This window comes from Peribacillus simplex (genome assembly GCF_001542915.1).
GTDB classification, from domain to species: domain Bacteria; phylum Bacillota; class Bacilli; order Bacillales; family DSM-1321; genus Peribacillus; species Peribacillus simplex_B.
Genome location: NZ_LNNH01000032.1, coordinates 122,681 through 146,266 on the forward strand (window position 1 = coordinate 122,681; position 23,586 = coordinate 146,266).

The window sequence follows — 23,586 nt, forward strand, 5'->3', positions numbered from 1 at the left end:
TTCACCCCTTTTAAAAAACGAAGAAATACCTGACCCATTAAGAAGGCTTTCAAGTATGTAAGAAGGACCCAGCTCCTATAGGAGTGTCCTTCTTATTCCTTTGATTATTCAACTATTGTTTTTGCGACTTCTCGTCCAACTACGAGAGGACCATTATCAACTTCAATGACATCTCCGGCTTGCAGCCTCCGAGTCACCCCATTTTCATCCTCAATAAATCGGCTGTAAATACGGTAACTTCCATCCGGATTGATGACTCCTGCTCCAGTTTGAGTAAGAGAAACTGTTCTCAGTGGCTTTCCGTTAACTATCAAACGGAGATTCTGGGTCCCTTCCGGTGCTATGCCCGTAACATAATCTGCATTAGGGGCCACAGGATTCACCTGCAGTTTAACTGCTTCCTTGACTACCGTAATATTGGCTTGCAAGTTCGACGGAGTCCGTAGACCGTAATCAACCGTAACGATATCGCCTGCTTGTAAGGTTATATTATTTCCATTCTCGTCCACCCCAACATATCTGCTGTAAATACTGAATGTTCCATCTTGATTGACAGGTGCCGTACGCAATGGTACACCATTTATCAGTAAGCGTACGACCGTTGCTCCTTCCGGCGCAGTTCCAGTTATCGTTTGGGCATCTGGATACACAGGATCAATCTTTACAGGTTCACTAGGCATGAACTGCACGACTCTAACAGATGAGCTCTTGCTGACATTCCCTGCCGCGTCTGTCAGGGTGACTGATATGATCGTATTGACAGGCTGATTGGGAATCGCAACCTTGAATTTTCCGTCTGGACCCACTACCCCCGTATAATTATTGGAATTAATGGTGACCGTGACATTTGCTTCGGGTTCACCGCTTCCTGTCACTTCTTTACTGTTTGTTGTCACTTCATCCAGTCTCGGTGCATTCGGAGCCGTTATATCCTTATCCAATAAATCTTTTGCTTTGTTCAGTAAATCTTGCAGGCGGTCTTTTTCGGCACCTCCCGGAAGCTTATTGACCGCTTCTTGGGCTGTATCAATCGCCCCTTGATTCGTTGTCTCTTTCAATGTGTTGAACTTATCATCCGTGAACAGATCTTCGACTTTGTTCTTCGCATCGTTCAAGTCTTTTTCGACTTGTTCGTTCTTGTTCAATAAATCTTGGGCGTTATTCAGGAGCTCTTCCAAACGCTCTTTTTCCGGGCCGGCTGGCAATTTATCGACTGCTTCTTTCGCTTCGTCTATCGCTCCTTGATCCGTACTTCCTTTCAATGTGTCGAACTTATCATCCGTGAACAAATCTTCGACTTTGTTCTTCGCATCGTTCAAGTCTTTTTCGGCTTGTTCGTTCTTGTTCAATAAATCTTGGGCGTTATTCAGGAGCTCTTCCAGTCGCTCTTTTTCCGGGCCGGCTGGCAATTTATCGACTGCTTCTTTCGCTTCGTCTATCGCTCCTTGATTCGTACTTCCTTTCAATGTGTCGAACTTATCATCCGTGAACAGATCTTCGACTTTGTTCTTCGCATCGTTCAACTCTTTTTCGGCTTGTTCGTTCTTGTTCAATAAATCTTTCGCTTTGTTCACTAAATCTTGTAATCGATTTTTTTCCGAACCGGCTGGTAATTTATTGACTGCATTTTGGGCTTCGTCAATCGCCGCTTGATTCGTCGAACCTTTCAATGTGTCGAACTTACCGTCGGTAAAGAGATTTTCCACTTTATTCTTCGCTTCAGCTAGTTCTCTATTTGCTTGACCTTCAACATCCTTTCCTAGTTCAATCTTGCTTGTTTTTCCAAATTCAATATTGAACACGGAGCCCAAGTTCCTTGAACCTCCAATAGCTGTGGCTGCGTCATAGCGATAATTAGCATCCCAAGTGAAATCCTTGCCGTCCCTACTCACATAGGTGTTAGGCGTTGGTGATTGCTTCGTCCATAGCTTGACCATACCCGTATCCATACTCATCGTTAGGTCGGTATAGTTATTATCAATGGCTTGACCTGTAAGTGAGGAAAGTATGACTTTCTCCGGCTTCTTAAAATTCATTTTCCCTACATTTACCACTTGTATAGCATGTCCATTTTCCGTACTCACTTGAAGCTCTGAGTTTTCATTGATCTCAGTTTCTCCATAAGCTAAAATCATTGGCGCTGTCTCTGTACCCGTTCTATTCATCTCGACTTCTGCACCTGATTCAATAATAAATGATTTCAGAATCCCTTTGCCTGTAACTCCCTTTAGTCCATCAAAGTTCACCTTTGCATTTTTTCCAATCGTGAAATCCCCATTACCCTCTGTTGGATAAAAGATCCCATACCCACTTTTGCCTGTTTTGATTTCTACATTAGCGTCAGGTGCAATCTTGAATTGAGGAGTTTTTGAAATTGACCAAATGAGGGCATAGCCATTATTATGAAAAATTTTAGTATCACCTTCAATATCAATACTTCCAACTTCCGCCATCTCTTGGGCAGGTGATGACCCTGGCATTATGTCATTAGTAATACTAATCACATTAGTTCCTTTAAAAATTGCTTTCCCGTAACGGTTCCAAATCATTTGTGGTCCTAAATACGATACATTTTCGAATACTTGTTCGACATTTTTTGATGCATCGTCTATTGTAATGAATCCATAATAATTTTTTCCTTTAATTTTAAGGTCCTTTACAGTGACATTCCGCAATATATTACCCTTTCCATAGTAGAGCCCTCCTGTTGATCCATTCGCTCCTGTTTCCGATAATGTAAAGTTATTTCCTTCAATCAATATGTTTGATTTTTTCGCTTGAATGTTAATGGGACCGCTTATATCGATGTTTTGTCCAAGTATGATTGTCGTAATTCCATTATCAGCTTCCAGCGCAGCCTTTAATTGTGCGAAGTTGGTAACGACGGCTTCATTGGCCACCCTAGCTGTTGCCGCTTTACTATCTGATTGGGGTTCCTTTGTTTGTGTACGCGATTCCTGACCTTTGGCCTCAGACTCTTGTTCATTCATAACTTCCTTATTTGGTGTAGATGATTCCTCCGCAAATCCTACTGTTGGCATTACTAGTGAACTTGCTAACAAAAATGATGTGGTCATGACGTTAATAGGTTTTAACACTTTACTTTTTTTCATATGGATTTTCACTCCTAAAATGGTAATTTTGGTAGATGACAAATTTATAATACTATTTTTAGGCAAACACATCGTTCCAATAATGGTGAATAAAAATTCATTTTTGAAACTGCATGTATGCGTAAAAACTTATATATAGTGATTTTGTTTTATATAAAGGTGAAAGATGAAAAATAGAAGGTCGAGGTTCCACTACTTCTGCAAAAAAAAGCACAGCTACATATTAAGTAGCTTGTGCTCATCATTGGCATGAATTGTGTTCTATTACCTAAACACATTTGTATCTTAAGTTTGAAAAAAACATTGGCATATTGGATATTGAATGCATGTGTGAGCGAATCGAACCTTACGTTTTCGCTATTTCCATTCCTTTATTTTTCCCTCCTCACCCATACCCTTTATTTCCTGTGGGCACTTATAAGGAAGCAGAGTGAAGTAACGATAATGAGAGTAATTTTCAACGCATTAATTTCTTGTTTATTCAATAGTAGGTACATTAAAAATAGGACTAAAAAGGCTTGGATGAAATACATCCGATTTTTTATAAGGAATGCCCCTGCTTGTGACATCCATAATAATAAAAAGGCAAATGGCTTCGACATAATCTTGCTCCTTTTATTTGATGGCAACCATATACATACACGCATGAGTTGAATTTTGAATACTAACGAAACTTTACAACACTGATTGGCTGAAACTCACATGCTACATAGGAAAAACTTAAACGGCCTGTCCCCAATAAATCAAGGAACAGGCCGTTTAAGTGTGTTGATCCAAGCCTCAAGGCCTTGAATCCATCCAGCACGAGGGTAATGCATCTTCTTTTAACAATGGGATTAGGGGAAGTGTTTCCGCACTTCTATTATAGTCTAATATATTTTGCCAAACCCATCGTTCCAAAAATGAAACGGTTTGATTTACATTTCAAATTCTGCTTATTTTTCTGCGCTGCTTTACTGGTGGATATCGACGTATCGTGTCACTTTAAATAAATAGAGTGAAATAGGAATGTATTTCCAGGTATGAAATGGCAAAAAAAAAAGATCGTAGAGAAAAACCCCTACAATCGTAGAGGAAGGCGGAACGGCCTTCCCCTGTAACCTTATGCGAATTTCTTCTGTTCTTCGTCCTTAAAAAAGCTCTTCATCGCGTGGAAAACATCCGCCTTTTGCTTTAAGATGAAATATCTGAACTTTTCATTATCGATATTCTTATAGGCTGTCATTAATGTAGAATGGCGATTGTATTGATTGACTTCGCCATACCCGAACATATTGGAAAGCTTCATGAGTTCCTCCACAAGCTTGACGCATCTAACGTTGTCTGATGTGAGATTGTCACCATCGGAAAAGTGAAATGGATAGATATTGAATTTCGCAGGGTCATACTTATGATCAATAAGTTCTAATGCTTTTCGATATACGGACGAACAAATCGTACCGCCGCTTTCCCCTTTTGAAAAGAAATCCTCTTCCGGAACGACTTTCGCTTCCGTATGATGGGCAATGAATTCGATTTCAACCGTTTCATATTTCGTTCTCAGGAATCGGTTCATCCAAAAGAAAAAGCTCCGCGCCATATACTTTTCCCATAGCCCCATACTTCCGGAAGTATCCATCATTGCCAGCACAACAGCTTTGGAATCCGGCTTTTCGATTTCATTCCACGTCTTGAATTTAAAATCTTCCTTATAAATCGGATGAAAGCCCGGGTCGCCGCTTAACGCATTCCGTTTAAAAGCGGATATCATCGTTTTCTTCTTATCGATATTCCCCATTAAGCCTGTCTTGCGGATGTCGTTGAATTCGATTTGTTCAAGCGTATGCTCCGCCTGCTCTTTTTTCTGGAGATTAGGCAGTTCCAGCTGACTGAACAGTGCTTCCTCCAATTCCATCATCGAGACCTCTGCTTCATAATAATCCTCGCCCGCCTTGTCACCTGCTCCTTGCCCTTTACCTGCTCCTGAGTCGGATGGGGAGCCGTCCCTTGCGATCACGTCTCCCACCTTACTATCTCCATCCCCTTGACCTACATGTTTGTTCTTATCATAATTGTAACGGATCTTGTATTCATCCAAGGAGCGAATGGGAATCTTGATGACATCCCGGCCGTTTGACATGACGATACTTTCTTCGGAAATTAAATCAGGTAAATTATTCTTGATCGCTTCCTGCACCTTTTCCTGATGACGCTGTTGATCATCATAGCCTTTTCGATGGAGGGACCAGTTTTCCTGTGAGATAACATATTGTTGATTATTCTCTTCCGACATTCTCTTCCCCCCTTAAAAATGTTTGCACGCTTTTCATCATTCCTTCATATACTAAATTAGTGTGAGAAAACCCAAAGCATCCCGGTTTTAATTTACAGAAAATAACAGTCGATAAAAACATACTAAAAGAAAAGAAATGTATTACTCTATCATATGCAGGGTTGCCGGATAATTTACAACAAAATTCAATAATGGATGTTTGCCTACAATCTGGACAAGTCACGTCCTGCTTAATTAGGCGCTTTAAGCGTAAATTTGTGATTCAAGAGACTTCAGTTGGTTTATTTCATCGCTGAGGATATACGAAAGAGGAAAACGGAAGCAGCTTTACATATAAGGATAGAGCCTCCGAATCATTTAAGCAGCTAAAAGGCTCCACAACAAAAGGATGCTCCATTAACATCCTGGACCATCCTTTACCTTGGAAAAATTACGATCGTAGTGCTATGCGTCAATCTTTATCTACCTCCACCTCATGCTGAACCGTGCCAGGGCGTTTATCCCACTCTTTCAATTCTTCATTGGTCCTTTGATTTTCCATCTGCTTTCCAAGTTCTTTCATTTCTTCATAATCCTTGGCCATTGAGCTGTTTTCCGGAACATGCTCTTTTTTCAGTTCTTCTTTACTCATTTGACATCACCTCTACTTTATTGATACCCAATATTTCCAAAATCAAAACGTAACATATCTAACATGAAGATGGGGTATAGATAAGACAGAATAGCAAATCCAAGGAGGTGCAAGTATATGCAAACAACTACACTTTATGTAAAAGAAGCGACATCCGAAGGCCCCATTTTGAATTTGGAATCGATCCTTTTGAAAACGGAAGGTGTGGAGCGTGCGATCATCGATGTCGATGATGGCGAAATAAAAGTCGATCACAGTGAAGACACACTTTCATCAGACCAACTCGTCACTCTTATCGAACAATACGGCTTGAATGTAACTAAATGAATAGTTCTATGGACTATGTCTTGAACATACTGGGCTAATCAATATGGGCCCAGTATTTTTTTTGCAAGTTCTTCGCAAGAAAATGATTAACCCCTACCCAATATTGAGGGTAGGGGCAGGATTGATTACCGATTTAACAGGCTGCCGACATAACGCAGTAAATCATTGGCTGAAGTCGAATTATACCCATGCTCATCGATAAGTCTGGTAATGACTTCGTTCACCTTCTTCAATTGCCTTTCATCCGGTGTCTTCGTTGAAGTCGTGATTTTTACGACATCCTTTAGATCTGCGAATAGCTTTTTCTGAATGGCTTCTCGTAAGCGATCATGTGAATTATAATCGAATCGTTTTCCTTTCCGCGCATAGGCAGAAATACGGATCAATATTTCTTCTCGGAATGCTTTTTTGGCATTCTCGGAGATACCGATTTGTTCTTCAATCGAGCGCATCAATTTTTCATCCGGGTTAATTTCTTCCCCCGTCAACGGATCGCGCAGCCTTGATTTATTGCAGTATGCCTCGACATTGTCCAAGTAGTTATCCATCAGGATCTTAGCCGACTCTTCATAGGAATAGACAAATGCTTTTTGCACTTCGTTTTTGGCAATTGCATCATATTCTTTCCGGGCGAGTGAAATGAAATTCAAATAACGCTCCCGAAGTTCATTCGATATGGACGGATGCTGGTCAAGGCCTGCTTTCAATGACATAAGTACATCCAAGGCGTTAATGGACGGATTTTCCTTCCGGATGATCGTAGACGATATCCGGTTGATCACGTACCGAGGATCGATTCCGCTCATGCCCTCGTCCTGATATTCTTTTTTCAGCTCATTGATGTCAGCGGAATTGAAGCCCTCCACATTTTCCCCATCATACAGCCTCATTTTTTTCACTAAATCGATATCACCCTTTTTCGGATCCTTCAGGCGAGTCATGATGCTGAAGATCGCCGCCACCCTGAGTGTATGGGGGGCAATGTGAACATTGGAAACATCGCTCTCATGAATCATTTTTTCGTAAATCTTTTCTTCCTCGGTAACCTTCAGATTATATGGAATCGGCATGACGATGATCCTGGAGTGCAGGGCTTCATTTTTCTTGTTGGAAATGAACGCCTTATACTCCGTTTCATTCGTATGGGCCACAATGAGCTCATCCGCACTGATGAGTGCAAATCGTCCAGCCTTGAAATTCCCTTCCTGGGTCAATGAAAGCAAATGCCATAAAAACTTTTCATCACATTTCAGCATCTCCTGAAACTCCATCATCCCTCTGTTCGCTTTGTTTAACTCGCCATCAAAACGATAAGCCCTCGGATCGGATTCAGATCCATATTCGGCAATGGTTGAAAAGTCGATCGAGCCCGTCAAATCAGCAATATCCTGTGACTTGGGATCGGATGGACTGAAAGTCCCAATCCCTACACGCTTATCCTCTGAAAGGAAGATACGTTCGACGATCACATCTTCAATCCGGTTTCCATACTCCGTTTCAAGCCTCATTACATTCAGCGGCGATAGGTTTCCTTCAATCCTAATGCCATATTCCTCATAAAAATCATTCCGTAAATATTGTGGGATGAGATGCAGCGGGTCTTCATGCATCGGGCATCCTTTTATTGCGTATATCGCACCTGTTTCTTTTAATGAATAATTTTCAAGCCCGCGCTTCAGCAAAGAAACGAGCGTGGACTTCCCTCCTGAAACGGGGCCCATGAGCAGCAAGATCCGTTTTCGCACATCCAGCCGCTTTGCTGCCGGATGAAAATATTCCTCGATGAGCCTTTCGAGTGAATCTTCGAGGCCAAACAACTGACCGCTGAAAAAATTGTATTTCTTTGAACCATTTACTTCCTCTATCCCTGCATCTCTGATCATGTTGTATACTCGTGAATGAGCAGATTGAGCAACTAATGGCGTTTCTTTCAATATGTCTAAGTACTCTGCGAAGGTGCCTTCCCACTTGAGCTTCTGTTCATCTTCTCTAAATTTTTCAATTTTCTTTAATATATCCATTTAAGGAACCTCCCCCTGTCACTTTCAGAGAATACTTAAATCTATGCTCCAAGTCTGACAAACATGTCAGACTTTAAAAAGTCACAGGGCATGTTTCCGATGTCCCCTCACATTTTAATTAAAGGAAAAGGCTTGATCCTTGAACAATCGATGACAAATCCGCCCGCAAGAAAAATTGTGTGCACTCCTGCTAAAAATTAGGGTATACTAAGCCTATACTAAAGTGGGACAATTTGGGTAAAGGGAGGTCACAGCATGGGCACAGTTATTATCGTTGCAGTAACTCTTACATTTTTAGCCGCTATCTTCACTGCTGGGTATGACGATAAACCAGGTGTGAAGTAAAGGAATAACACCCTATTTTTTAATATTCCCAGCAAAGGGGCCTGATCATTGGTGATCAGGCCCCTTTGTTTATTAAAGGATTTACGGCTATCTTTAAACAGACAAATTGTGGCAAAACAAAAAATCCCTTGAAAAAAACCAAGGGATTTTAAACTGCAATTATTTTTTCAGCAATAAATACATGAAATAAGGGGCACCGATCAAGGCAACCATGATGCCTGCAGGAATTCCCTCTGGTTCGACTATATTACGTCCTATTGTGTCGGCAAGGAGCAATAGCCATCCGCCGATCAATACAGCAATCGGAATGAACAATTGATTTCGAGGTCCGACCAAGGATTTCGCTATATGAGGTGCCATAAGTCCGATGAAGGCTATTCCGCCCGTAACGGAAACGGCAGCAGCAGCAAGTGCGACAGCTGTTATGAGCAAGACGACCCGTTCCTTTTCAATCGATACTCCCACTCCGATAGCGACCGGTTCGCTTAAACCAAGCAGATTCAACCGATTCGCTTTGTATAAAGTGAATGGAATGAGGACGATCAACCAAGGAAGGACTGCCCAAATGAACGGCCAATCCGCTCCCCAAATATTTCCGGCCAGCCACTTCACTATGAAATCGACCTTGGCCCGTTCCGCTGAAGATATGAGAACGATCATCAAGCCAGAAAGCGCCATGGAAAAACCAACCCCGATCAATACGAGCCGAACCGGTTCAAGACCAACCCTTCGCCTATATGAAAGAAGATAAATGATACAGGCTGTCAGCATCGCACCGATAAACCCGACTATTGGAACCATATAAACAAATGAACCTGCATCTATAGGGTAAAACAGAAAGAAAACGGCAATGGCTACACCTGCTCCGGAGTTAATCCCGATAATTCCTGGGTCGGCTAGATCATTACGGGTAATTCCCTGTAAAATCGCTCCTGATAGTGCGAGAGCCATTCCTGCCAATAGGGTGATGATGATCCGTGGCAACCGGACGGAAAATAAAATGAAATCCTCTTTAAAGGTCCCTTGTCCAAGAAGCGTCGGAATCAGCCGCCCTATGGAAAGATTCGAATAGCCTAAACACGTACCGATGATGATGGTAATGATGATGAGTGCGGTTAAGGCACCGATTAGCCAACGCTGTTTTTTGATTAAAGCTGAAGAGATCATGAAAATGCTTTCCCTCCTTTTCGTACGATTAGGAGGAAGAAGGGCAAACCTATCAACGCAACAATCGCGACCACTGGTGTTTCATACGGAGAATTGATTGTACGGCCGATCGTATCGGCCAAAAGCATGAAAGCAGCTCCTAAAACGGCGGACATCGGGAGGATGAATCGATAATCCGTACCTACGATGGCCCGGACCATGTGTGGAATCATCAACCCGATGAAAACCATATTTCCGACTAACGCAACCGCAGCACCGGCAAGCAGAATGACGACGACGAAAAGAACCGCTTTGATTTGTGCCGTCTTTTGACCTAACCCCACCGCCACTTCTTCACTGAGACTAAGGATGGTGAGCTGTCTGGAAAAAATGAAGGAGACCAGGATGCCTATTATGATAAACGGAACGATTACCTGAAGCTGCCCCCAAGATGTTCCAATATTCCCGCCGGCAGTCCACATCGATACATCTTTTGATATTTTGAAATAAATGCCGACCCCTTCCGCTACGGCAAATAGGAAGGCTGAGACCGCTGCACCGGCCAATACGATTCGTAATGGGGAGAAACCGCCCTTCTTCATCGCAGCAATACCAAAAACCATGAGTGTCCCGACAGCGGCACCAATAAAGCATGCACCCATGATACCTAAGTTATTAGCTGATGGAACGAGTGCCAGCGTTATCGCCAGGGCTGCATTTGCCCCTGCCGTCAATCCAAGCAGTCCGGGATCAGCAAGCGGATTCCTCGTAATTCCTTGCATGATGGCGCCTGAAACGGCAAGTGCCGAGCCGACGAAGATTGCCCCCACCTCACGAGGAAGGCGGATTTCCCGAATGATGGAAATCTTCTCACCGGTAGCATTCGATGTCAGGGCTTGCCATACATCCTTGATGGTCGCATCCGCTGCACCAAATACCATCGCTATGATGAACATGCCGATAAAAGCAACGATCGCTATGATCAGTTTATATGTAAATGGGATGAAACGTTGATTATCATTAGTCATCTGTCTCTCTCATCTCTTTTTTATAGAATAAAAGGAGAGGGTTCAGACTCCCTCTCCCTCGCTGTATCATTTACCAAGAAAGCTTTTTGAAAAGAAGTCCAATTGGTAATCTAATGTTATCGGATCATTGAAGTAGAATTTTTTTGCATCAGCTTCAAATAGTTTATTGTTTTTAACCGCAGGTATGTTTTTGAACGTATCAGTTTGTTGGAATGAATTATCTTGATCTTTGTTATTGCTCAAAATGACATAATCACCGGCATAGTCTTTCAGGACTTCCAATGACAAGGCAAAATACCCATCCTTCAATGCCGTTTCTTTTACCTTTTCAGGCATGCCCAATTTCATTTCCTGATAAAGGATTTCCGTTCCACGGCCCCAATTATCGCCGTATACATAGAACTGCTTGTCAAACTTTTCAAAGACGGAAACGGTGGCATCTTCACCAATTTTAGCCTTGATTTCATCACCAGTGGTTTTTGCCCGTTTTTTGAAATCATCCACCCATGCTTGAGCTTCTTTTTCTTTATTCAATAGCTTGCCAATTTCGACATGCTGTGTTAAATAGTCCACTTTTCCGTATGTATATGTTACGGTCGGAGCAATTTCTTTTAATTTATCGACATTTTTAATCGTGGATAAACCAATGATCAGATCGGGATTCAAATCGATGATTTTCTCCAAATTATCGTCCGTTACTTCCTCGACGTCATCCAGCTTGAAATTCGGGTTCATTTTGGACCATGAATCAACCCCGACAAGGTTAACATCCAAAGCCAATACGCTACCTGCGAATGAAGATAGCACGACTACACGCTTAGGATTCGCAGGCACTTCGATGGGACCATTTTCAGATTGATAGGTGATGGTGCCCGATTTTTCCTTTTTCGTATCCGAGCTTTTCTCTTTTTCCGTTGACTCATTATTACCACAAGCACTAATAATTAACACTAACAGCAGGATAAACGGGATCAGAATCTTTTTCATTTGGTGTTGAATCTCCTTTTAATAAATTGTAGGTGCTGCACATTGGTTTGTTCGTTCGTTGATCTCGTCCGATTACCGCATCAATATGGAATACATCCTTAAGCACTTCATGCGTGATGACCTCTTCACAATCTCCTGCTTTCACGACTTCCCCGTCTTTTAAGGCAATGATATAGTCGGCAAAGCGGGCCGCTTGGTTTAAATCATGAAGGACCATGACGATCGTACGTCCCTGTTCTACATTCAGCTTCTGTAAAAGCTCCAAAACTTCTAGTTGATGTGCCATGTCCAAATATGTGGTCGGCTCATCAAGAAAGATGATTTCCGTTTCCTGAGCCAATGCCATCGCAATCCAAACACGCTGCCGTTGACCTCCCGAGAGAGCATCCACCGGACGGAACTTGAATTCCTTCGTACCAGTGACTTCAAGAGCCCAATCAATCACATCGTAATCTTTTTGGGTCAGCCGCCCGAATCCTTTTTGATAAGGGAAGCGGCCGTATGAGACAAGCTCTCCGACTGTCAATCCGCTTGCACTTTCGGGCGTTTGCGGAAGGATGGCCATTTTTCTTGCAAGGATCTTTGTGCTTTCTTTGGAGATATTCACACCATCCAATACAACCGTCCCTGCTTGATTGGGGATGATACGGGTGATCGCTTTCAAAAGTGTGGATTTTCCGCACCCATTTGAACCGATGATCGTTGTGATTTTTTTATCTGGAATTTCCACACTGAGATCTTTTACAATTAAACGTTCACCATACCCAATGTTTAATTCCTCTGTATATAGGCGAACCATTATTTCAACCTCCAATTACTGAAAAATAGGTAAGTAAAAACACGAGTGAAAATGATTATCATTATCCATTACTTAATTACTATAATTCTATCCAAATATATTGTCAATAGCATTTCATGGGTATTTAAGAAGAAAGTTAAAGAGGATGAATAAACTGAAATTCCTTTTACCAATTAACCGAAAAAAAACAGAAAGATCCAGGAAAATTCCGGGATCTTTCTTGATTGAGTCACGCCATTTTCATTTAGCTAGATTACTAACTTATTGAAAAGGCAAAAAATACGCATTAGGTCTTAACGATCACTTAATGTTTTTTGAATCCTTGCTTCTCCACGTAATCTTTCATATATAGTCGGCTTTTCTTTTCAAGCATACCGGCCATTTGTCCTGTCCAGGTATCTTTACGTTTCCCATTGGTCCTTTGCTCGTAATAATCGGAAATCGTTGCGTTGTAGCCGCCAAGCTGATTGATGAATTCCTGCTTATCCTCTTGATAGCCATTTTCATGATAAATATTGGACTGCGGCAATCGCGGCTTTTTATCAGACCAGTTCTTAGGATATCCGACAACAAGTGCAAATAAAGGAATGACACGATGCGGTATATTCAATATATCGGATACCTCTTGAAGATGATTCCGGATGCCTCCGATATAGCAAATGCCAAGATCCATCGATTCAGCCGCCAATGCTGCATTTTGAGCTGCCAGGGCAGCATCGATACAAGCGACCATGAATTTTTCGGTACTTTCAAGTGATTCGGTCACGTCCGTGCCTTCCATCTCTGAAACGATATCCTGCCGATATAAATCGGCGCAAAAAACGAAAAGATGACCATTCTCTTCCACATAAGATTGCGGCCCGGCCAGTTCAGCAAGCTTGGCCTTCTTTTCCGCATCGGTTACACCGATGATGGAATACGCTTGTATGTAACTGGACGTGGATGCAGCCTGGGCGCACTCCACAATCGTATGAATTTGTTCCTCCGACAAGGGCCTATCCTCAAAAGAACGAATGGAACGGTGATCTAGAATCTTCTCAATAATCGTATTCATTATTCCCACCCCTTATAAATATGTAAACAAACATCCACCAGCGGAGCTGATATCCCCGATGATGGATGACGGTGACATTCAGTCTTTTGTTTTCAGATCCAATTCACGGTAGTTCTGCTGCCTCAATGCTTCATATACCAAGATCGCCGCTGTATTCGATAAATTCAGGGACCGTACTTTATCGGTCATTGGAATCCGCAGGCAACGATCCATATTCTCCTGGATCAGGTCTTTTGGAAGCCCTGTCGTTTCACGGCCAAAAATGAAGAAAATTTCACTGTCCTGATCACTGTAATCAAAGCTTGAGTGCGGCTGTTCCCCGAATTTCGTCAAGTAATAAAATTCACCGCCGGCATTCTTTTCGAAAAACTCTTCTAATGAATCATAATAATGGATCTTCACATTCTCCCAATAATCCAGTCCTGCCCTTTTGAGCTGCTTGTCATCGGTAGAAAAACCGAGCGGACGAATGAGGTGCAAGGACGTATCAGTCCCTGCACATGTTCTTGCGATATTGCCTGTATTTGCTGGAATCTGTGGTTGATATAAAACTACATGTATGGCCACTTCATTTTCACCTCTAGTTTAAACTTCACCTTAATTATACCATTAAACAAAAAAGACTAAAAATCAATCAGCCTCCATCCAAAATCACAAAAAATTTATAAACGATGTTCGGTGTATATCTGGTCGAGTCCTCATACGTCCAATACCGATGACGGCTGTTCATCGTATGGGCGTTAACGAGCGGCATCCCATCCTGATCCTTCGCCGTCACGATCAGGTTATGGTCGAACCGTCCGTCCCCTTCGAAATCAATACAAAGGATATCACCTAAATTCAATTCCCGTGCCGACTCCACTTGCTTCGTCCTGATGACATTTCCCGCTTTTAGCAGATGATATAAAGCATTTGCCGTCGTCCATGTGTAACTCCAGCTTTTCCCCCTGATCCACCACCCCTTATTTTTGTTTGGGGCCCCCCACATCGGAATACCCCCCGCATGTAAGCATTGTGAAATGAAATTCGTACAGTCATCGGTGAATTTGTAATAATCGGGATTGAATTCATTCCACCAACGCTCGGCATATTGAACTGCCCTCATCCGCTCATACTTATAGGCAAGACGCTCGGCTCCCGCATCCCATTTTGGCTGTCCCCCTTCCGTTTCGAAAATCGGGACCAATTCACGTTCATCGACCAGATACCCATTTCGAAACCTGGCTTCCCTTTCTTCCATTTCTTCTTCGATATAAAATGAATCCTCCTGTTTCAATAAATATTGCAGATGCACTTGATAAGTCAGGACTGTATCACTGTCTTCCTTTTTCTTCGAATGAACTTTGCCTGCAGCGTTCACCCTGACAATTTCCGCCTCACGGCTCCTCATCAATTCCTTTTTCAAATGGTATTTCCGTTCACTGCGTTCCTGATTATCGGAAGTATAAAACTCGATCCTTTCCTGTAGAAGCCGTTGCAATTGTTTCCTCAAGTTCATGCCCTCCTTCTTACCTTCTATGCTAATGTGTATGTATGAAGGCATGGACAAAAACACAACTTCGTAATTGTTAAGAACCCATTTTGTCAGCACCATCGAAAAAAAAGCCGCCCCCATAATGGAGCGGCTTCTTCATATATCATTGCGTTTCCAAAGTAAACTGCAGTCCCTTCTCGATTTCGTCCAGAACCTCTGCATCCATTTCCTTCATTCTCGCCTCTTCCAGTACGGAAACAGCCTCTTCGCGGCCAATTTTCCCCACTGCCCAAGCTGCCGTTCCCCGTATGACCGGACGCGGATCTTCCTTCAGGACCTTGATCAATAAGGGCAAAGCCGTTACATCCTTGAAGTGTGCCAAAGCTAATATCGCATTTCGTTGAATGGGTTTTTTACCGCGCCAAGAACCGGATACATGTCCATACGTCTCTTTGAAATCCCGATTAGAAATCGTCAGCAGCGGTTTCAACAGCGGCTTGGCCAATTCCGGGTCAGGTTCCATTTCTTCATGTAAATGAAAATCGATTCCTTTATTCTTTGGACAGACAGTCTGGCATGTGTCGCATCCATACAAACGATTGCCTATTTTCGTCCTGAATTCGTCCGGAAGGAACCCTTTTGTCTGGGTTAAAAAGGCAATGCAGCGCTTGGCATTCAGTTGCCCTCCCTGAACGAGCGCACCTGTCGGACAAACATCAACACATTTATTGCATGTCCCGCATTGATCTTCCATCGGCTGATCAGGCTCAAAGGGCAGATTGGTAATCAAGTCCCCCAAATATACATAAGACCCGAATTCCGGTGTAATGATCATGCTATTTTTCGCACTCCAGCCAACCCCGGCGCGCTCCGCCACCGCCCGATCGGATAATTCACCCGTATCAACCATCGATTTCGAGACTGCTCCGGGCGCTTTATCAGTAATGAAATCCTCCAGTAACTGTAATTTTTTTCTCAGCACGGCATGATAATCCGTTCCCCAGGAAGCCCGGCAGAAAATCCCCCGCCGCTCACCTTTTTTACTTTGAGGAGCATTCTTCAATTTCGAAGGATAGGCCAGTGCAATCGAAATGATGGATTGCGGTTTATCGAATATCAATTCCGGCCTGACTCTTTTTTCGATATCCGGTTCCTCAAACCCGGATTGATACCCCAACTCTTGTTGACGAATGAGCCGACTTTTCAACTCGGTAAAGGTGGTAGCCGATGCAAAACCGATTTTATCGATACCGATCTCTTTACTATATAAAATCACTTCTTGCTTGAAAGTATTCATATCCATGATTATCACCTACGTTCATTAAGTATTCCCGTCGAATCTTGCATTCATTTCAAACCATTGCTATCTATGATAAACTAATTGCAATCATTTTTGGAGGTGAAACGCTTGGAAATTAACATATCCGCTGATCTGAGCAATAAAATCCCTGGATTCAAAGTAGGGATCATCACATATGACAATATCGAAGTAGGCCCCTCGCCACAAATGGTGAAAGGGAGACTGCAATTATTTCAGGAGGCTCTCTTCTTCGACCTTGAAGAAAAGGAATTGAGCGATTTTTCAGGCATTAAAGAGTGGCGAGCGATTTTCAAGGCGACAGGAACAAACCCATCACGTTATCGCCCTTCCGTGGAAGCCCTATATCGCCGCGTCAAAAAACAGAATTACTTGGCGCCCATCCATTCGGCTATCGATTTAAATACCTTTTTCTCCCTTTTATATGAGGTGCCGATCGGTATTTATGATGCGGATAAATTGGCGGGAAAAATCTCGATTAAAATCGGCGAGAGTGCCGATGGCTATGTCGGTTTGAACGGCCGCTTGAATTCACTGGATAATATGATCGCTTCAGCCGATCATGAAGGTCCATTCGGCAGTCCTTACGTTGATTCAGAGCGAACGAAAGTCACCGAGGAAACGAAAAGAGCCCTCCAAATCATTTATTTACAACCTAAGACACCAATCGAGGAAGCCCGTCAACTAACGAAATCGCTGATGGACATGTTCCTTGAAATACATGGCGGTGAAGGAACTTACTCGATTATAGAAGGATAGCCAACATTCAACAGACATAACCCCTGCCGATATCGGAAGGGGTCTTTTTGAGTCATTCAGAAAAGACTTTTAGACAGAAACCATAAAAAAATCCCACTGTATACAGTAGAATTCTCATGATAATATTTAAACGCAAAGCTTCGTTCTCCAGGTAACGAAACCCTACGTTATGAGTATGTATTGGAGCGGGTGAAGGGAATCGAACCCTCATCATCAGCTTGGAAGGCTGAGGTTTTACCACTAAACTACACCCGCATGTGTTTGTAGAACTTTGTCGAATCACCAACAAAATCAATTATATAGTGTAATGCGAATAAATGCAATAGTTCTTTTTAAAATTATTAATATTTATGACAGGTACCGATCCTATATTCTTTGATTCTAGTAAAGATGATAAAAAGTCCCCTGAATCAGTGAACTTTTTCTATCATCCCCATTGAGAGCTTAAGACCAAATCACTTCCATTAGCCGCGGGTAAACCTGCTGCGCCGTTTCCAATAGCATGATTAACTTCCTGAACGCAAGATCCGGGATGAACTCACCTTCGATCGAGTATGAATAACGGATGGAAATGGTCCCGTTTTCTTCATACAGCTTTGAATACCTGAAGTTCGCATTATATTCATTTAACAAAGTATGTACAGCCTGCTTCTTATCGGGATTTTTCAACTCGGCGACATTAAAGCAAAATAAGTCGGCCACATTTTCATCTTGATTGAAGGCAAATACTAGCAGGACCTTCCAGCCATCCTTTAACTTTTGCTCCGCTCTAAAAAAGGTCGTGCCATCTTCATTCAGTTCATTCATATAGATTTTCTCACTAGTTAAAAAATCACGAAATTCAGCAACGTTTGACATGGTTCATCACCTTTCTGTATGTATGTACATTTTATACTGAAAATTGGCATTTTTACAGTCTTTTCTAAAAATCTAATCTAAAGGCTCATGCATGTTAAGCAAAACGGGCCTCTTTCGATTCGATACCGAAAAAGGCCCGTTTTCCTCAAGCTTAATCTGAAAACCGATAAAATTTTTATAGCTTAGCGAACATGGGCTCCGCGACTTTTACAAGCTGCTTACCGAGGTTCGTTCCTTTAAATAAGCCTAAAAATGCATCAGGCGTATTTTCAAATCCTTCAATAATCGTTTCCTCATACTTCAGTTTTCCTTCTTGAACCCATTTCCCTAATTCCGTCGCACCTTCTTTGAAGCGGGAAGCATAATTTCCGACGGTGAACCCTTTCATGGTGGCACTTGTTTTGATCATGGCCGATTGCAGACGAGGCCCTACATCTTTCCCTTCTGCATTATATGAAGAAATCGCCCCGCATAGCGGGATTCTGGCATTTGTATTCAATAGAGTGAACACGGCATCTGTGACTTCTCCGCCCACATTATCAAAATACACATCGACTCCATCAGGAACAGCTCGTTTTAAATCATCCACAAAACTATCTTTTTTATAATTAACGGCTCCATCGAAGCCTAGCTCATTCGTCAAGTACTCTAGTTTTTCATCCGATCCGGCGATGCCGACGACCTTCGCGCCTTTAATCTTGGCTATTTGTCCAACAGCCGAACCAACGGCACCTGCCGCTCCGGAAACCACGACCGTTTCACCTTCTTTTGGATTACCGATATCAAGCAAACCGAAGTAAGCTGTCAACCCTGTCATTCCAAGAATCCCCAAATAGGTTGTGACTGGAGCAACTTTTGGATCGATTACGCGGATTTCCTTTTCCGTGACGATTGTATATTCCGCCCAGTCGATATTGCCAACAACCACATCTCCCTTTTTGAAGGAGTCCGATTTAGACTCCACCACTTCGGCCACGACGCCGCCAGTGATGGGCTTATTCAATTCAAATGGTGCAATATATGATTTGGTATCTTGCATTCTTCCTCTCATATAGGGATCTACCGATAAATAAAGCGTCCGTACTAAAATCTCTTGGCCTTTTGGTGTGGGAACATCACTCTCCACAAATTTAAAATCTTCTTTCGTGGGCATACCTTTTGGACGATTTGCCAGGGTGATTTTTTGTTGTTTGGATTGTGTCATCATTCGTTCCTCCTTGATTTATAAATACGTATTATCAAAAAAAGCGTATCACCGATAAAGTTCCTTAGTCAAAGGATATGACTTCCTAATGCTTCCATTCCAATTCACGTAAGCTCTTCCTGTTTTTTTGGTCTTACGTCCCTTTGGGGAAGAATATCGATACATCATCCGCAGCCCGTACCTTATTCGCTTTTGGTATCTCTCACATGTCCCTTACTATTTCCTTTTGCTGTGCCAGTCATTCGTACTAGTGATTCTGTATAGAAAATAGGCATCCACATTAGTTCATTTTCAACTATTTCACATAAAATATCATGACTTAATTTAAATGGAGGTTTAGAAATGAAAAATAATAACTCATGGCAACAGCCAAACTGGGGTCAATGTCCACCACAACATTGCCCGCCGCAATATTGTCCGCCCAACGTTAGTCCTACTCAATATGACCCGCCGCAGGTTTCACCAACAAAGCAATACGTTAATACAAACGTCTCGAACACGGTAATACCTGTAATCCATCCATCTCATACCAAAACGGTGAACAAACATATCAACACGTATAAACATTATTTCCCGCATACTCAATCTGTAGTGAATGAGTGCTGCACGCAAAACCTCATTTGTGAAATGCCGCATAATCCTTGCCCTCCGCATCCTTGTCCGCCAAACTCTTGGCACTCCCCAATGCCCTATCGGTTCTGACCATTAAAAAGCCCCTATAAGGGGTTTTTCTAATCCCTTCTTTTCCCTTACGACATCGAACTTCTGAAATACTGAACCGAAAAGATCAAGGGGAATGGTAGATGACTGTATAGTATCTTGTATAATCCTGACAATCGATATTTGTGGTGACATTTCCTTTTTCAAATATTATTGCATCCGTTATTTCGTTACTTTCAACCACTTACTGACTTCTTGCTTTCATACTGAATTCGTCGAACCAGGGGAGGTTTAGCATTAAACGATCGTCAATATACATATTTTCCTACAGCTGAAACATGAAAAAGGTCTCGGAAAGAAAACCATTCCGAAACCTTTTTGTTATCCCAATTTAACAACTTCCCTTACATGTTTGTTTGAGATTCTCCTTCTTTTTTAGGTCCCGGTTTTAGGGCAGAAGCCCATAAAACCGTAAGTCCGCCTATGCCAATGCCTACTAAAACAGCAGTAGGATGATTCCAGCTTAGCCCCTTGTCAAAGAAAAATAACTCACGCAATCCATCAACCATGAAGCGCATCGGCAGCCAGGAATAGATCCAGTTAGTATAAAAAGAAGACATCAGCTCTGGGGCCATCGACAGTAGCGGGGCTCCAAAGAAGAGGATAATGACGAATAACGGCAATCCCTTCATCCCCAGCCAAGAAAGGGCAGCCGAAATCATTAAGAAGAAGCTGAAATAAGCAATGGATAGGAACCAAGCAATGCTAGTGAAATGGGGAATATGCATCCCCACTGCATCAGCCATCCACGTCAAACCAAAGCCTACCAAAATGGCGAGCACAGCACCTATGAGCACCTGTACCAATTGATTCGCCAATTTTTCTCTCCGGTTTGCAAACGGAAGTTTATTCAGCATGATAGTAAGGAAAGCGGCACCAGCTATGCACGCCATCCAAAGCGGCTGGAATAGCGACACGGGCGCATTCCCATTGGCGCTATGTGTTCCTGTTTCATTTACATTGGTTACATTCTTTGTAATCGGTGTTACTAACGCAGCAGCTTGCTTTGTCGTTAGTGTACCTTCTTGTTTTTCGAATCCGGTTAGAATCTGGCTGCGGATATTGGTATTCATATTGTCCACGATTCCATTTAGCATTTGTCCCGCAAGAGTGGATGCCATCGTGTTCATTCCTTGGTTCACCAAAATTTGAATTTCAGGTGATGAAGGCTTTGGAGTCTGAAGAGATGCCTGCTTTTGACTGAAGTCTTTTGGAATGACCAATGCCGCGTAATATTCCCGCTTGTCTAAACCTTGCTTAACTTCTTTATAGTTTTTTACGGTAACCCAATCCACAACGGGTTCTTCATCTGATTTAGGTTCAGCTGAAGTTTTAATCATGTCAGCCATTTTCTCACCCATATTTACCTTTGTTTGATCGGGAAGTGTCACTCCTTGATCTTCATTAACAAAAGCAATGGGCAGGTTTTTTGGTGTTGGATTCACCGACGGAATCAACGTCAGGCTAAATATAAGAACAACTGCCAATGCAATTATGGGTGCTAAAAACACCATTTTATTTTTTACCATTTTCATAAATTTATCTCCTTTTCCCTTTCTTTAACCATCCAGCACTCCTTGTTCCAAAGTAATGCACACAGTGTTGTTTTATTATCACTATGTAAATTATAATTAAATAAGGGATTTACGCAATAAACAATATCGAAGCTTACGTCCATTACTTAACACAAAGTCATATATTGTTCATTATTATTGAAAAAAAGAATGAAAGTTGGTAGTTTGCCCATGTCTGATCAAAAAACGGATAGACGCATAATCCGGACAAAAAGAATGATACGAGACGCCCTCACACATTTAATGGAAGAAAAGGGATTTGAACGAATTACGGTCAGAGATTTAACGGAAAAGGCCGATATTAATCGCGGGACTTTTTATTTACACTACCAGGATAAATACGATCTATTGAAAAAGAGCGAAGACGAAATCATTCAGGAAATGAAAGAATTTTTCAAAGAATTAAAACCAAAAATGCTCGTTGATTCCCAATTACTGAACGATCCGATACCTTTAGTGAAGTTATTTGAGTATATAAAAGAAAATGCCCAATTCATGAAATTAATTTTAGGTCCAAAAGGAGATCCTGCCTTTCAAGTGAGAATAAAACAATTTATGAGAACCAACTTTCTTGAAAAAGCGATGAAAAACCTGAATCATGAGTCACTCTTAGTTCCCATTGAGCACCTGATGGCGTATGTCACTTCTGCCCATCTTGGTGTCATTCAATACTGGTTGGAAAACGGCATGCAGCAGCCCCCTCAAGAAATGGCCTCAACACTAATAAAGATATCGTACTTTGGTCCGGTATATGTGGCTGGTCTTAAGGAGGAATTAAAACCTCAGATTGACGGGGGCAGTGGCGAAGCAACTTAACCAGATTAATCTCCTATATTCAATCAAACAAAAGAGCGTGTTTTAAAACCCACTAAAACACGCTTTCAATACGATTGAATAAGAATGCTTTTCCCCCGTACAAGCTTATATATGAGACTACCTGACCATATTTCCTCCCTTTTTGTCTATACCTTCATGTTCATTCAACTTTTAGTCGATTTCTCCAGTAATAAAAAATTGACTTCCTTTCATCACGAACCTAATATGGGTAAGTCAGCTTTATGGAAGGTGGTTAATGATGAACGTTCAGGCCCTTTTGCAAATGAATACGATATTTATTAGCATCCTAATTGAATCCCTTCCCTTCATTCTATTGGGGGTCCTTATCTCTGGAATCATTCAAATCTTTGTGTCGGAAGAGATGATTGCAAAGATCATACCGAAGAATCCGATTTTATCTGTTTTATCCGCAATAGGAGCAGGGATTTTCTTTCTTGCATGCGAGTGTGGGATCGTCCCGATTACCCGCCGCTTGATTGCTAAAGGCGTTCCTCTTTCAGCAGCGATCGCCTTTATGCTTTCTGCACCTATATTGAATCCGATTGTTCTGTTTTCAACCTATATCGCATTTGGAAATGATTGGATCATGGTTTTCTATCGTGGCGGCACTGCACTATTGGTTGTGCTACTCATTGCTTTCATCATTTCTTTCCAATTCAAGACCAATCAGCTAAAAACTGAACACATCGTGCATACACATCAGCATTCCCTTACTGTCAAAGGCAAGATTACAGGAATGTTCAAGCATTCGATCGAAGAGTTCTTCTCTGTAGGAAAGTATTTAATCATCGGTGCACTCTTGGCCGCTGCCATACAGACCTTTCTGAAAACATCCGTATTGCTTGATATCGGTCATGGAAATCTATCCGGGAATGTGGTCATGATGGCTTTGTCTTATGTGATGTCCCTCTGTTCTCAAGCAGACGCTTTTGTGGCAAGTTCTTTTAGAAGTACCTTCTCCCCTTCTTCTCTTGTTGCTTTTCTTGTGTTCGGGGCCATGTTCGATATTAAAAATACCATCATGCTTTTAGGTACCTTCAAAACAAAGTTCGTTTTATGTTTGTTGGCTTATATTTTCATCGGGGTACTAGGTTTAACCTTATTGTTTATTTCTTAAAG

Annotated in this window: 19 protein-coding genes, 1 tRNA gene and 1 pseudogene; 5 read left to right on the plus strand and 16 right to left on the minus strand. The window is 42.1% G+C overall.

Translation table 11 applies throughout. The features are described from left to right. Nucleotides 1-104 precede the first annotated feature (104 nt). The 3 genes from AS888_RS16810 to AS888_RS16825 form a co-directional block, all read right to left on the minus strand. On the minus strand, nt 105-3,113 hold the full coding sequence (locus tag AS888_RS16810) for a toxin Cry1Ac domain D-VI-related protein (RefSeq protein WP_061143302.1): 3,009 nt from the start codon (nt 3,111-3,113) through the stop codon (nt 105-107). A 1,102-nt stretch (nt 3,114-4,215) separates the two neighbouring features. Continuing rightward, nucleotides 4,216-5,385: a sporulation protein YhbH gene (gene yhbH, locus AS888_RS16820; RefSeq protein WP_061143304.1), complete on the minus strand. Its 1,170-nt coding sequence runs from the start codon at nt 5,383-5,385 to the stop codon at nt 4,216-4,218. Nucleotides 5,386-5,836: 451 nt separating this feature from the next. Continuing rightward, nucleotides 5,837-6,016: a hypothetical protein gene (locus AS888_RS16825; protein WP_061143305.1), complete on the minus strand. Its 180-nt coding sequence runs from the start codon at nt 6,014-6,016 to the stop codon at nt 5,837-5,839. Nucleotides 6,017-6,133: 117 nt separating this feature from the next. Here AS888_RS16825 and AS888_RS16830 point away from each other — a divergent pair, with 117 nt between their 5' ends. Next, entirely contained in the window at nt 6,134-6,343 is a 210-nt protein-coding gene (locus AS888_RS16830) for a hypothetical protein (RefSeq protein WP_061143306.1), read from the plus strand. A gap of 125 nt (nt 6,344-6,468) precedes the next feature. On the opposite strand, the gene AS888_RS16835 is transcribed toward AS888_RS16830, so the two are convergent. The 9 genes from AS888_RS16835 to queG all read right to left on the minus strand — a co-directional run bounded on the left by AS888_RS16835 (nt 6,469) and on the right by queG (nt 16,500). Then, nucleotides 6,469-8,364 carry a PrkA family serine protein kinase gene (locus tag AS888_RS16835; protein ID WP_061143307.1) on the minus strand — a complete coding sequence of 632 codons (1,896 nt, stop codon included), beginning with the start codon at nt 8,362-8,364 and terminating at the stop codon, nt 6,469-6,471. A gap of 504 nt (nt 8,365-8,868) precedes the next feature. Next, nucleotides 8,869-9,876: a FecCD family ABC transporter permease gene (locus tag AS888_RS16840; RefSeq protein ID WP_061143308.1), complete on the minus strand. Its 1,008-nt coding sequence runs from the start codon at nt 9,874-9,876 to the stop codon at nt 8,869-8,871. Continuing rightward, entirely contained in the window at nt 9,873-10,883 is a 1,011-nt protein-coding gene (locus tag AS888_RS16845) for a FecCD family ABC transporter permease (protein ID WP_061143309.1), read from the minus strand. The genes AS888_RS16840 and AS888_RS16845 overlap by 4 nt, the downstream gene beginning before the upstream one ends. Before the next feature lie 66 nt (nt 10,884-10,949). Then, a complete protein-coding gene (locus AS888_RS16850; RefSeq protein ID WP_061143310.1) occupies nt 10,950-11,870 on the minus strand; it encodes an iron-hydroxamate ABC transporter substrate-binding protein in 921 nt (306 codons plus the stop codon). Further along, nucleotides 11,821-12,669 (minus strand): ABC transporter ATP-binding protein, encoded by an 849-nt coding sequence (locus AS888_RS16855; RefSeq protein ID WP_061143311.1) that lies wholly within the window; start codon nt 12,667-12,669, stop codon nt 11,821-11,823. The genes AS888_RS16850 and AS888_RS16855 overlap by 50 nt, the downstream gene beginning before the upstream one ends. A gap of 304 nt (nt 12,670-12,973) precedes the next feature. Continuing rightward, complete coding sequence (gene nfsA / locus AS888_RS16860) at nt 12,974-13,723, minus strand: oxygen-insensitive NADPH nitroreductase (RefSeq protein ID WP_061143312.1); 750 nt, start codon at nt 13,721-13,723, stop codon at nt 12,974-12,976. A gap of 78 nt (nt 13,724-13,801) precedes the next feature. Beyond that, nucleotides 13,802-14,290, minus strand: coding sequence for a tRNA (uridine(34)/cytosine(34)/5-carboxymethylaminomethyluridine(34)-2'-O)-methyltransferase TrmL (trmL, locus tag AS888_RS16865; RefSeq protein ID WP_061143313.1), 489 nt, complete (start codon nt 14,288-14,290; stop codon nt 13,802-13,804). A gap of 67 nt (nt 14,291-14,357) precedes the next feature. Beyond that, nucleotides 14,358-15,215 carry an amidase domain-containing protein gene (locus AS888_RS16870; protein ID WP_061143348.1) on the minus strand — a complete coding sequence of 286 codons (858 nt, stop codon included), beginning with the start codon at nt 15,213-15,215 and terminating at the stop codon, nt 14,358-14,360. A 145-nt stretch (nt 15,216-15,360) separates the two neighbouring features. After that, nucleotides 15,361-16,500: a tRNA epoxyqueuosine(34) reductase QueG gene (gene queG, locus AS888_RS16875; RefSeq protein ID WP_061143314.1), complete on the minus strand. Its 1,140-nt coding sequence runs from the start codon at nt 16,498-16,500 to the stop codon at nt 15,361-15,363. 105 nt (nt 16,501-16,605) lie between these two features. Here queG and AS888_RS16880 point away from each other — a divergent pair, with 105 nt between their 5' ends. Beyond that, nucleotides 16,606-17,274 (plus strand): B3/B4 domain-containing protein, encoded by a 669-nt coding sequence (locus tag AS888_RS16880; RefSeq protein WP_061143315.1) that lies wholly within the window; start codon nt 16,606-16,608, stop codon nt 17,272-17,274. A 181-nt stretch (nt 17,275-17,455) separates the two neighbouring features. On the opposite strand, the gene AS888_RS16885 is transcribed toward AS888_RS16880, so the two are convergent. From AS888_RS16885 to AS888_RS16895, 3 genes are all read right to left on the minus strand, one after another. Further along, nucleotides 17,456-17,529, minus strand: a tRNA-Gly gene (locus AS888_RS16885). 189 nt (nt 17,530-17,718) lie between these two features. After that, entirely contained in the window at nt 17,719-18,132 is a 414-nt protein-coding gene (locus AS888_RS16890) for a YbjN domain-containing protein (RefSeq protein ID WP_061143316.1), read from the minus strand. Nucleotides 18,133-18,307: 175 nt separating this feature from the next. Continuing rightward, the gene (locus tag AS888_RS16895) at nt 18,308-19,336 is read right to left on the minus strand and encodes an NADP-dependent oxidoreductase (RefSeq protein WP_061143317.1); all 1,029 of its coding nucleotides are present in this window, start codon (nt 19,334-19,336) and stop codon (nt 18,308-18,310) included. Nucleotides 19,337-19,678: 342 nt separating this feature from the next. On the opposite strand from AS888_RS16895, the pseudogene AS888_RS25200 reads away from it, so the two are divergent. Then, nucleotides 19,679-19,915: pseudogene (locus AS888_RS25200) on the plus strand (CotD family spore coat protein); the annotation flags it as partial. Between the two features lie 485 nt (nt 19,916-20,400). On the opposite strand, the gene AS888_RS16900 reads toward AS888_RS25200, so the two are convergent. After that, nucleotides 20,401-21,585: a YhgE/Pip domain-containing protein gene (locus tag AS888_RS16900; RefSeq protein WP_061143349.1), complete on the minus strand. Its 1,185-nt coding sequence runs from the start codon at nt 21,583-21,585 to the stop codon at nt 20,401-20,403. Nucleotides 21,586-21,801: 216 nt separating this feature from the next. Between AS888_RS16900 and AS888_RS16905 the strand changes: the two genes are divergently transcribed. Together AS888_RS16905 and AS888_RS16910 are read left to right on the plus strand one after the other, a co-directional pair. Beyond that, the gene (locus tag AS888_RS16905; protein ID WP_061143318.1) at nt 21,802-22,446 is read left to right on the plus strand and encodes a TetR/AcrR family transcriptional regulator; all 645 of its coding nucleotides are present in this window, start codon (nt 21,802-21,804) and stop codon (nt 22,444-22,446) included. Between the two features lie 256 nt (nt 22,447-22,702). Beyond that, the gene (locus AS888_RS16910; protein ID WP_061143319.1) at nt 22,703-23,584 is read left to right on the plus strand and encodes a permease; all 882 of its coding nucleotides are present in this window, start codon (nt 22,703-22,705) and stop codon (nt 23,582-23,584) included. The last annotated feature ends 2 nt before the right edge of the window (nt 23,585-23,586 follow it).

Excerpts from the sequence above, each read along its gene's own strand:
- AS888_RS16810 (WP_061143302.1), bottom strand. The coding sequence starts at position 3,113 with ATGAAAAAAAGTAAAGTGTTAAAACCTATTAACGTCATGACCACATCA.
- yhbH (WP_061143304.1), bottom strand. The coding sequence starts at position 5,385 with ATGTCGGAAGAGAATAATCAACAATATGTTATCTCACAGGAAAACTGG.
- AS888_RS16825 (WP_061143305.1), bottom strand. The coding sequence starts at position 6,016 with ATGAGTAAAGAAGAACTGAAAAAAGAGCATGTTCCGGAAAACAGCTCA.
- AS888_RS16830 (WP_061143306.1), top strand. The coding sequence starts at position 6,134 with ATGCAAACAACTACACTTTATGTAAAAGAAGCGACATCCGAAGGCCCC.
- AS888_RS16835 (WP_061143307.1), bottom strand. The coding sequence starts at position 8,364 with ATGGATATATTAAAGAAAATTGAAAAATTTAGAGAAGATGAACAGAAG.
- AS888_RS16840 (WP_061143308.1), bottom strand. The coding sequence starts at position 9,876 with ATGATCTCTTCAGCTTTAATCAAAAAACAGCGTTGGCTAATCGGTGCC.
- AS888_RS16845 (WP_061143309.1), bottom strand. The coding sequence starts at position 10,883 with ATGACTAATGATAATCAACGTTTCATCCCATTTACATATAAACTGATC.
- AS888_RS16850 (WP_061143310.1), bottom strand. The coding sequence starts at position 11,870 with ATGAAAAAGATTCTGATCCCGTTTATCCTGCTGTTAGTGTTAATTATT.
- AS888_RS16855 (WP_061143311.1), bottom strand. The coding sequence starts at position 12,669 with ATGGTTCGCCTATATACAGAGGAATTAAACATTGGGTATGGTGAACGT.
- nfsA (WP_061143312.1), bottom strand. The coding sequence starts at position 13,723 with ATGAATACGATTATTGAGAAGATTCTAGATCACCGTTCCATTCGTTCT.
- queG (WP_061143314.1), bottom strand. The coding sequence starts at position 16,500 with ATGGATATGAATACTTTCAAGCAAGAAGTGATTTTATATAGTAAAGAG.
- AS888_RS16890 (WP_061143316.1), bottom strand. The coding sequence starts at position 18,132 with ATGTCAAACGTTGCTGAATTTCGTGATTTTTTAACTAGTGAGAAAATC.
- AS888_RS16895 (WP_061143317.1), bottom strand. The coding sequence starts at position 19,336 with ATGACACAATCCAAACAACAAAAAATCACCCTGGCAAATCGTCCAAAA.
- AS888_RS16900 (WP_061143349.1), bottom strand. The coding sequence starts at position 21,585 with ATGGTAAAAAATAAAATGGTGTTTTTAGCACCCATAATTGCATTGGCA.
- AS888_RS16905 (WP_061143318.1), top strand. The coding sequence starts at position 21,802 with ATGTCTGATCAAAAAACGGATAGACGCATAATCCGGACAAAAAGAATG.
- AS888_RS16910 (WP_061143319.1), top strand. The coding sequence starts at position 22,703 with ATGATGAACGTTCAGGCCCTTTTGCAAATGAATACGATATTTATTAGC.